We start from the raw sequence: 8,576 nt of genomic DNA on the forward strand, positions 1-8,576 counted from the left end.
TTCTCAGTTGGGCGATTATTCAAGATTGCCCGGCGCCCGGCAACCCAAGCTTGACCTGTCGGACAGATGACCACTGCTTGAGCGAAGGACGGCGACATCATTTTTCCCAAGATTGCCCGCAAGCAAATCGCTACACTGCGCCGATACCGCGTGCCGGACGCACGTGTGAGTCAACGATCAGCGGGATGCAGGAGAAAGGCGTGCTCAAGAAACTGGGAATCAAAGGTCGCGTATTGTTGCTGACCCTGTTGCCGACCAGCCTGATGGCACTGGTGCTGGGCGGGTATTTCACCTGGACGCAGCAGTCCGACCTGCAGACCCAACTGATGCAGCGCGGCGAAATGATCGCCGAGCAACTGGCGCCGCTGGTCGCACCGGCCATGGGCCACGGCGATGCCGAACTGCTCGAGCGCATCGCCACCCAGTCCCTCGAACAACCGGACGTGCGCGCCGTGACCTTCCTCGCGCCCGACCGCTCTCCCCTCGCCCACGCCGGCCCGACCATGCTCAACCAGGCGCCGAGCGGCGACAGCGCGCACTTGCTGCGACGCAGCGGCAACGACGCCACCCGCTATCTGCTGCCGGTCTTCGGCAAACACCGCAACCTCGCCGGCGAGCTGATCCCGGAAGAGTCCGACCGACTGCTCGGCTGGGTCGAACTGGAGCTGTCGCACAACGGCATGTTACTGCGCGGCTATCGAAGCCTGTTCGCCAGCCTGCTGCTGATCGGCGCGGGTCTGGCCGGCACCGCGTTACTGGCTTTGCGCATGGGCCGCACGATCAACCGCCCGCTGAGCCAGATCAAACAGGCCGTCGCGCAGCTCAAGGACGGTCACCTGGAAACCCGCCTGCCGCCGCTGGGCAGTCAGGAACTGGATGAACTGGCGTCCGGCATCAACCGCATGGCCGGCACCTTGCAAAACGCTCGCGAAGAATTGCAGCACAGCGTCGATCAGGCCACCGAAGACGTACGCCAGAACCTGGAAACCATCGAGATCCAGAACATCGAGCTGGACCTGGCCCGCAAGGAAGCACTGGAAGCGAGCCGGATCAAATCCGAATTCCTCGCCAACATGAGCCACGAGATCCGCACGCCGCTCAACGGCATTCTCGGTTTCACCCACCTGTTGCAGAAAAGCGAGCTGACCCCGCGCCAGCTCGACTATCTGGGCACCATCGAAAAGTCCGCCGACAGCCTGCTGGGGATCATCAACGAGATCCTCGATTTCTCGAAGATCGAGGCCGGCAAACTGGTGCTCGACCATATCCCGTTCAACCTGCGCGACCTGTTGCAGGACACCCTGACCATCCTCGCCCCTGCGGCCCACGCCAAGCAGCTGGAACTGGTGAGTCTGGTGTACCGCGACACGCCGTTGTCGCTGGTCGGCGATCCGCTGCGCCTCAAGCAGATCCTGACCAACCTTGTGAGCAACGCGATCAAGTTCACCCGCGAAGGCACCATCGTCGCCCGTGCCATGCTCGAAGAAGAAAACGACGACAGCGTGCAACTGCGCATCAGTATTCAGGACACCGGCATCGGTCTGTCGAGCCAGGACGTACGCGCACTGTTTCAGGCCTTCAGCCAGGCCGACAACTCCCTGTCGCGCCAACCTGGCGGCACCGGTCTGGGGCTGGTGATTTCCAAACGCCTGATCGAGCAAATGGGCGGCGAAATCGGCGTCGACAGCACGCCGGGCGAAGGCTCGGAGTTCTGGATCAGCCTGAACCTGCCCAAGACCCGCGACGACGCCGAAGACCTGCCCGTCGCGCCATTGCTCGGGCGTCGGGTGGCGGTACTGGAAAACCATGAACTGGCGCGTCAGGCCTTGCAGCATCAATTGGAGGATTGCGGCCTCGACGTCACGCCATTCAATACGCTGGAAAGCCTGACCAATGGCGTCACCGGTGCCCATCAGACCGATCAGTCCATCGATCTGGCAGTGCTCGGCATCACCAGCAACGACATGCCGCCGGAACGCCTCAACCAGCACATCTGGGACCTTGAACACCTCGGTTGTCGAGTGCTGGTGTTGTGCCCGACCACCGAACTGACGCTGTATCACCTTTCGGTGCCCAACCCTCACAGCCAGCTGCAGTCGAAACCGGCCTGCACCCGCAAACTGCGCCGGGCGTTGTCGGACATGGTCAACCCGCGCCAGCCGCGCAGCGAACCGGGCGAACCGTTGTCGAGCCGTGCGCCGAAAGTGCTGTGCGTCGACGACAACCCGGCCAACCTGTTGCTGGTGCAAACACTGCTCGAAGACATGGGTGCCAAGGTGCTGGCCGTGGAAAGCGGTTACGCCGCAGTCAAGGCGGTGCAGAACGAAACCTTCGATCTGGTGCTGATGGACGTGCAGATGCCCGGCATGGACGGACGCCAGAGCACCGAGACGATTCGCCAGTGGGAAAGCGAGCGGCACTGCACGCCGCTGCCGATCGTTGCCCTCACCGCCCACGCCATGGCCAATGAAAAACGTGCGCTGCTGCAAAGCGGCATGGACGACTACCTGACCAAGCCGATCAGCGAGCGGCAACTGGCGCAGGTCGTGCTGAAGTGGACCGGCCTGGCATTGCGTAATCAGGCGCCGGACCGTGGTGGCGAAAGTCTGCTGGGTAATCAGGAACTGCCGATTCTCGATCACGAAGAAGGCCTGCGTCTGGCTGCCGGCAAGGCCGATCTGGCAGCGGACATGCTGGCAATGCTGCTGGCCTCACTCGAGGCCGACCGCGAAGCCATCCGCACCGCCCGCGACAATCAGGACCAGAACGGCCTGCTTGAACGGGTACACCGCCTGCATGGCGCCACCCGTTACTGCGGCGTGCCGCAATTGCGCGCCGCCTGCCAACGCAGCGAAACCCTGCTCAAGCAGCAGGATCCCAAGGCCTCGACCGCGCTGGACGAGCTGGAACGGGCGATCAATCGTCTGGCGGCCCAGGCGAAGATCAGCGCCTGATCCACGGCAATGCCGGTCAACGCCGACGCGGCTAAAGTTGTCGCGGGTGATTTGCGCCCGCGTCGATGCTCCAGGAGGATTTCATGCGCACGATCGTTTTCAGCAGCCAGACCTATGACCGCGACAGCTTCCTCGCCGCCGACTGTCCGGCCGGTATCGAACTGCACTTTCAGCCGGCGCGGCTCAGTGTCGACACGGCGGCGCTGGCCGAACATCACGAGGTGGTCTGCGCGTTCATCAACGATGACCTGAGTGCGCCGGTGCTGGAACGCCTGGCTGCCGGCGGCACACGCCTGATCGCCTTGCGCTCGGCCGGCTACAACCATGTGGACCTGGCCGTCGCCAAACGCCTCGGGCTGGCCGTCGTGCGCGTGCCGGCCTACTCGCCCCACGCGGTGGCAGAGCATGCGGTGGCATTGATCCTCGCCCTCAACCGGCGCCTGCATCGCGCCTACAACCGCACCCGTGAAGGTGACTTCAGCCTGCACGGGCTCACCGGTTTCGATCTGGTGGGCAAAACGGTCGGCATCGTCGGCACCGGACAGATCGGCGCGACCTTCGCGAAGATCATGCACGGCTTCGGCTGCGAATTGCTGGCCTACGATCCTTATCCGAACCCTGACGTCGAAGCGTTGGGCGCCCGTTACCTGAGCCTGCCGGACCTGCTGGCGCAGTCGCGGATCATCAGCCTGCACTGCCCGCTCAACGAACAGAGCAAACACCTGATCAACCGCGATTCGCTGGCGCACATGCAACCGGGGGCGATGTTGATCAACACCGGGCGCGGCGGTCTGGTGGACACGCCGGCGCTGATCGACGCCTTGAAGGACGGCCAGCTCGGTTATCTGGGACTGGATGTGTACGAAGAGGAAGCGCAGCTGTTTTTCGAGGACCGTTCCGACCTGCCGCTACAGGACGACGTGTTGGCGCGGCTACTGACGTTCCCCAATGTGATCGTCACCGCACATCAGGCGTTTTTGACCCATGAGGCGCTGGGCGCGATTGCCGCGACCACTCTGCACAACATCGCGACCTGGGCGGCGGGTACGCCGCTGAACCAGGTCGAAGGCTGAGCGATCGGACTCAGACCGGAGGCGGCGTCGGGGTAATCGCCACGCACAGGATCAACAGCGCCAGCCAGCCGAACCCCAGTAAACGTTGTTTGAGGGAGTGCCCGCTGCGCAGCAGGAACCAGACAAACACCAGCGGCATCAGGAACGCCATGATCTTCAACCAGCCTTCCACCGGGCGCGAACCGTCCGGGTTCAGCCCCGCCTCGACCGGCTGCGAACGACGGCGGCGGCCTGCAGCAGCCGGCATTATCTTCGGCCGCTCGGGGGCCGGTGGCGGAACGTAGGCCTCGGGCACCGCCTTGTTGCGCGGCAGGCTGCCAAAGGAAATCGTCGACTTGCCCTTTTCGGCGTGAGGAGCCTGCGCCTCTGCCTGCGGAGCCCCGCAATGAATGCACGCCGTGGCTTCGGAGCTGATGCTCCGCTTGCATTCATAACATTCGATCAGCGCCATGTTCCGTTCCTTGAAAATGAAGGCGGCAGTTTGCCACGACTGCGGTGTCGATTTGAACCGGATCGAAGGTCGCACGCGCGCATCATTCTGCAATCAAGCCCGTGCTAGCATGTCGCGCATATTTGGAGGACCCATGGTCGAACACGATTTTCGCTACACCCTGATGAACCCGCAACACACCCTCACCGAATGCCGCGCCCTGGTTCCGGGCCGTTATCAGGTCACCGGCAACGGTGGCTCGATTCGCATCGGCGACGTGCTGGTCGTGACCCTCAAAGGCAGCAAGGACTTGTCCATGCGCCTGACCGTCGACACCGTCCGCCACCTGATCAATCCGCCAGGCCAATGGACTGCCATGACCACCGGCCCGGTGTTCGGTGAACTGGCGATCCACACCTGGCAGGTCAACTGCGACAGCTGCGCCAAGGAATTGAGCTTCGAATTCGCCGTGGACGCCAAGTTGGGCAAGCCTGCGGAAAAACCGGCCGCCACCGCACGCATCGCGGAACTGGGCTGGAAAGCCGTCGGCGACAAGCACCTGTGCCCGAACTGCCAGGAGCCGGCGTGATGAAACACCTGGCCCTGACCGCCGTTGTCGGCGCCGGCCTGATGGGTTGCGCCGCGGAGCCTGTGCAACTGCAACAGAACCGCAGCTACATTCTTGAATGGATCGGCGAGCGTCCGCTGATGGACTACAGCCACCTGACCGTGACCCTCGGCGATGATGGTCGGGCGTATGGCAATGGCGGCTGCAACCATTGGTTCGCGCCGTACACCCTGGAAGGCGACAAGCTGAGCTTCGGCAAGATCGGCAAGACCCGCAAACTCTGCGCACCGGCGCTGATGGAGCAGGAGCAGCGCTTCCTCCAGGCGCTGGAGCACGTGGAGCGCTGGGACATTTCGCCGATCGAGCAGATGCGCTTCTGGCCGGCTGAAGGCAAGCCGTTGCGCTGGTGGCTGGAAGAAGGCTGATCCTTCGACCATTCCCACGCGCAGCATTTGATCGTTCCCACGCTCTGCGTGGGTAACGCCGCCCAGGACGCTCCGCGTCCGCTGTGACGCAGAGCGTCACGGGATGCATTCCCCCGCGGAGCGCGGGAACGATCAGCGACGATCAGCCAAGGCGAATCAGTTGGTCGCCTGCAACGCCTCAAGCTTCGCCATCACTCCCGCCGCCGTCTGCTCGCCCATCAACTGCTCCCGCACCTTGCCCTTGTTGTCGATGATGTAAGTCACCGGCAAGGCTTCACTGCGCGGCAGTTCGAACAGTTCCGATGGATCCTGCGCCAGTACGGTGAACTTGATGCCCAGTTTTTCGCTGGCACTCTTCAGCTCTTCACCCTGCACGTTGTCGAAATTGACCCCGAACACGCCGATCTTCTTGCCCTTGAGTTCGTCGGCCAGGTGATTGAGTTCCGGGATTTCCGTGCGGCACGGGCCGCACCATTCGGCCCAGTAGTTGAGCACGATCCATTGTTTGTCGAGGCGCTCGGACGCCACTTTCTGCCCGTTCTGGTCGATGCCGTAGTCGTTACCGCAGCCCCCGAGCATCAACGCCCCGATGATCGTCAATGCCGCTGCCAGTGCCCGTGTCATGTCGTGTTCCTTGTGCAAAATTGAATGCGCCTGCGACCCATCGCCTCTCAAGGTTCTGGATTGCGCGCTGCACAGTTAGAATAGCCGCCACTCTACGCAAGAAGCGACCCGCCCATGACCGATCTGACGCTTTATCACAACCCGCGCTGCTCGAAATCCCGTGGTGCGCTCGAACTGCTCGAAGCCCGTGGCCTGACGCCGAACGTGGTGCGCTACCTCGAAACGCCGCTCGACGCCGCGCAGATCAAGACCTTGCTCGGCAAGCTGGGAATCAGCGCACGGCAACTGCTGCGCACCGGCGAAGACGAATACAAGACCCTGAACCTGGCCGATGCCAGTCTCACCGAGAAACAATTGATCGACGCGATCGCCGCACATCCGAAGCTGATGGAGCGACCGATTCTTGAAGCCGGCGACAAAGCCGTCATCGGCCGTCCACCGGAGCAGATCCTGGAGCTGCTGCCGTGAGTGCGCCGTACATTCTGGTTCTCTATTACAGCCGCAGCGGCTCGACCAACGAGATGGCCCGGCAAATCGCCCGTGGCGTCGAACAGGCCGGCCTCGAAGCGCGCCTGCGCACCGTGCCGGCGATCTCCACCGAGTGCGAAGCGGTGTCGCCGGACATTCCGGATGAAGGCGCGCTGTACGCCACGCTGGATGACCTGAAAAACTGTGCCGGCCTGGCCCTCGGCAGCCCGACCCGTTTCGGCAACATGGCCGCGCCGCTCAAGTATTTCCTCGATGGCACCAGCAACCTGTGGCTGACCGGCGCGCTGGTCGGCAAACCGGCCGGGGTGTTCACGTCCACAGCCAGCCTGCACGGCGGGCAGGAAACCACTCTGCTGTCGATGATGCTGCCGCTGCTGCACCACGGCATGCTGATCACCGGCCTGCCCTACAGCGAATCGGCGCTGCTGGAAACCCAGGGCGGCGGCACGCCTTACGGCGCCAGCCATCACGCCGGGGCCGATGGCAAAAGTGGTCTCGATCAACACGAAGTGGCGCTGTGCCGCGCCCTCGGTGCACGTCTGGCCAAAACGGCCCAGAAACTGGGGAACTGAGATGGCCAGAAAGCCGAAAGTCCTGCCGGCCGTCGAGTGGCTGGAGCCACGGGTGCGAGCAATGCGGGTGATCAGTCTGCTGTGCTTTTTCGCCCTGGCCGGACTGCTCGCCGCGTATTACCTGGTGTTCGCCGACCTGCACGGCGCGCGGCCGTGGGTGATTCTGCTGATCGAGCTGATCCCGTGGATCGTGCTTGCACCGGGCATGATCATGGGCAGCGCACGCGGGCACTCGTGGATGTGCTTTGTGGTGAATCTGTATTTCATCAAGGGCGCATTGGCGGCGTATGACCCGAGCCGGCAGTTGTTCGGCGTGCTGGAGATGATCGCCAGTCTGGCGGTGTTCTGCTCGGCGTTGCTGTTTGTGCGGTGGCGGTATCAGTTGAATCGCAAACTGGCGGGCGAAGGCGAAGTTTCCGTCGCCTGACAGACCGCTATCTCCGAGATCGTTCCCACGCTCTGCGTGGGAATGCCGCCCGGGACGCTCTGCGTCCCTGAGACGCGGAGCGTCTCTTTATGCATTCCCACGCGGAGCGTGGGAACGATCGCTTTGAACTCAATGATTGACGGTGTACGCCAGCATCATCGAAATCTGGCTCATCGGCCGTCCACCGCTCTCTTCATGCCACTGGTTGAATGCGTTCTGCACCGTCGCCAGATCCCGCAGACTGCTCGGCACCTTGTCGACGATCTTCTGTGCGTTCAACGCCGCCACAACGTCGTAGCTCGGCACGAAGGTATCCTTGCCGACCATCCGCAAGAAGCGTGGCGCCGACAGGCCGCCCAATTGACTGCCATGCTTTTTCAGGTACGTCCACAAACCGACGATGTCGGTCACCGGCCAGTCGGCGAGCAACGCACCGAAACTGCCCTTCTCTTTCTCGACGTCCAGAATGAACTGCGCATTGCGCGGCACGCTTTTGAGTTTGCCCAGGTGGCGGATGATCCGCGCGTCCTGCATCAAGCGCTCAAGGTGTTCGGCGCTCATCAGCACGACTTTTTCAGGGTCGAACTTGAAGAACACTTCTTCGAAGGCCGGCCATTTGGCGTCCACCAGGCTGTGCTTGAGCCCGGCGCGGAACACCCGCAGGGCCATGGTCGAGAGATAGCGGTCGTCGCTGATCTTGCGCAGTTGCGCCGGGGTCTTGGGAACAGGCAGATGGGCTTCCAGTTCAGCCGCCGAACCGAAGCGGTTCAGACAGTATTCGTGCAGCCACTTGTAGTCGCGCATGCCCTCTCCTTTTGATGAAACGAAAAACCAATGTGGGAGCGAGCTTGTTCCGGGTGGCGATCCGACGATTGCGGTGTGTCATCCAGTGTTGATGCCGGCTGACACGACGCTTTCGCGAGCAAGCTCGCTTGTATGCTGGTACTTGAAGGGAGGAGGAGGGACAAGGCTCGATTCTGACTGTTGGCGCAGTACAGATCCGTGGGAGATTTC

10 protein-coding genes are annotated in these 8,576 nt (G+C 62.7%); 7 read left to right on the forward strand and 3 right to left on the reverse strand.

Going from position 1 to position 8,576, the window contains the following annotated elements; all coding sequences use genetic code 11:
* Positions 1-200: 200 nt before the first annotated feature.
* Positions 201-2,954 (forward strand): response regulator, encoded by a 2,754-nt coding sequence (locus CAF73_RS26250; RefSeq protein WP_085697232.1) that lies wholly within the window; start codon positions 201-203, stop codon positions 2,952-2,954.
* Between the two features lie 83 nt (positions 2,955-3,037).
* Positions 3,038-4,027, forward strand: coding sequence for a 2-hydroxyacid dehydrogenase (locus CAF73_RS26255; RefSeq protein WP_085704795.1), 990 nt, complete (start codon positions 3,038-3,040; stop codon positions 4,025-4,027).
* A 10-nt stretch (positions 4,028-4,037) separates the two neighbouring features.
* Here CAF73_RS26255 and CAF73_RS26260 read toward each other — a convergent pair whose 3' ends face one another.
* Positions 4,038-4,478, reverse strand: a complete 441-nt coding sequence (locus CAF73_RS26260) for a hypothetical protein (protein WP_085704797.1) — start codon at positions 4,476-4,478, stop codon at positions 4,038-4,040.
* Positions 4,479-4,611: 133 nt separating this feature from the next.
* Here CAF73_RS26260 and CAF73_RS26265 point away from each other — a divergent pair, with 133 nt between their 5' ends.
* Both CAF73_RS26265 and CAF73_RS26270 read left to right on the forward strand, forming a co-directional pair.
* The gene (locus CAF73_RS26265) at positions 4,612-5,046 is read left to right on the forward strand and encodes a hypothetical protein (protein ID WP_085704799.1); all 435 of its coding nucleotides are present in this window, start codon (positions 4,612-4,614) and stop codon (positions 5,044-5,046) included.
* The gene (locus tag CAF73_RS26270; RefSeq protein ID WP_039772881.1) at positions 5,046-5,450 is read left to right on the forward strand and encodes an META domain-containing protein; all 405 of its coding nucleotides are present in this window, start codon (positions 5,046-5,048) and stop codon (positions 5,448-5,450) included. Before CAF73_RS26265 ends, CAF73_RS26270 begins: the two co-directional genes overlap by 1 nt.
* 156 nt (positions 5,451-5,606) lie before the next feature.
* On the opposite strand, the gene CAF73_RS26275 is transcribed toward CAF73_RS26270, so the two are convergent.
* Positions 5,607-6,074, reverse strand: coding sequence for a TlpA disulfide reductase family protein (locus CAF73_RS26275; protein ID WP_085704801.1), 468 nt, complete (start codon positions 6,072-6,074; stop codon positions 5,607-5,609).
* A gap of 114 nt (positions 6,075-6,188) precedes the next feature.
* Here CAF73_RS26275 and arsC point away from each other — a divergent pair, with 114 nt between their 5' ends.
* The 3 genes from arsC to CAF73_RS26290 are packed head-to-tail and all read left to right on the forward strand — an operon-like array spanning position 6,189 to position 7,562.
* Entirely contained in the window at positions 6,189-6,542 is a 354-nt protein-coding gene (arsC, locus tag CAF73_RS26280) for an arsenate reductase (glutaredoxin) (RefSeq protein WP_085704803.1), read from the forward strand.
* Positions 6,539-7,135 carry an NAD(P)H:quinone oxidoreductase gene (wrbA, locus tag CAF73_RS26285; RefSeq protein WP_085683574.1) on the forward strand — a complete coding sequence of 199 codons (597 nt, stop codon included), beginning with the start codon at positions 6,539-6,541 and terminating at the stop codon, positions 7,133-7,135. The genes arsC and wrbA overlap by 4 nt, the downstream gene beginning before the upstream one ends.
* Before the next feature lies 1 nt (position 7,136).
* Positions 7,137-7,562: a DUF2069 domain-containing protein gene (locus CAF73_RS26290; protein ID WP_085704805.1), complete on the forward strand. Its 426-nt coding sequence runs from the start codon at positions 7,137-7,139 to the stop codon at positions 7,560-7,562.
* Positions 7,563-7,691: 129 nt separating this feature from the next.
* Here CAF73_RS26290 and CAF73_RS26295 read toward each other — a convergent pair whose 3' ends face one another.
* Complete coding sequence (locus CAF73_RS26295) at positions 7,692-8,366, reverse strand: DNA-3-methyladenine glycosylase I (RefSeq protein WP_085704807.1); 675 nt, start codon at positions 8,364-8,366, stop codon at positions 7,692-7,694.
* Positions 8,367-8,576 lie beyond the last annotated feature (210 nt).

Source organism: Pseudomonas sp. B15(2017) (assembly GCF_002113215.1).
In the GTDB taxonomy this organism is placed as follows: domain Bacteria; phylum Pseudomonadota; class Gammaproteobacteria; order Pseudomonadales; family Pseudomonadaceae; genus Aquipseudomonas.

What these genes read in the sequence shown, in the direction of transcription:
- CAF73_RS26255 (WP_085704795.1), top strand. Translation starts at nt 3,038, where the DNA reads ATGCGCACGATCGTTTTCAGCAGCCAGACCTATGACCGCGACAGCTTC.
- CAF73_RS26260 (WP_085704797.1), bottom strand. Translation starts at nt 4,478, where the DNA reads ATGGCGCTGATCGAATGTTATGAATGCAAGCGGAGCATCAGCTCCGAA.
- CAF73_RS26265 (WP_085704799.1), top strand. Translation starts at nt 4,612, where the DNA reads ATGGTCGAACACGATTTTCGCTACACCCTGATGAACCCGCAACACACC.
- CAF73_RS26270 (WP_039772881.1), top strand. Translation starts at nt 5,046, where the DNA reads ATGAAACACCTGGCCCTGACCGCCGTTGTCGGCGCCGGCCTGATGGGT.
- CAF73_RS26275 (WP_085704801.1), bottom strand. Translation starts at nt 6,074, where the DNA reads ATGACACGGGCACTGGCAGCGGCATTGACGATCATCGGGGCGTTGATG.
- arsC (WP_085704803.1), top strand. Translation starts at nt 6,189, where the DNA reads ATGACCGATCTGACGCTTTATCACAACCCGCGCTGCTCGAAATCCCGT.
- CAF73_RS26290 (WP_085704805.1), top strand. Translation starts at nt 7,137, where the DNA reads ATGGCCAGAAAGCCGAAAGTCCTGCCGGCCGTCGAGTGGCTGGAGCCA.
- CAF73_RS26295 (WP_085704807.1), bottom strand. Translation starts at nt 8,366, where the DNA reads ATGCGCGACTACAAGTGGCTGCACGAATACTGTCTGAACCGCTTCGGT.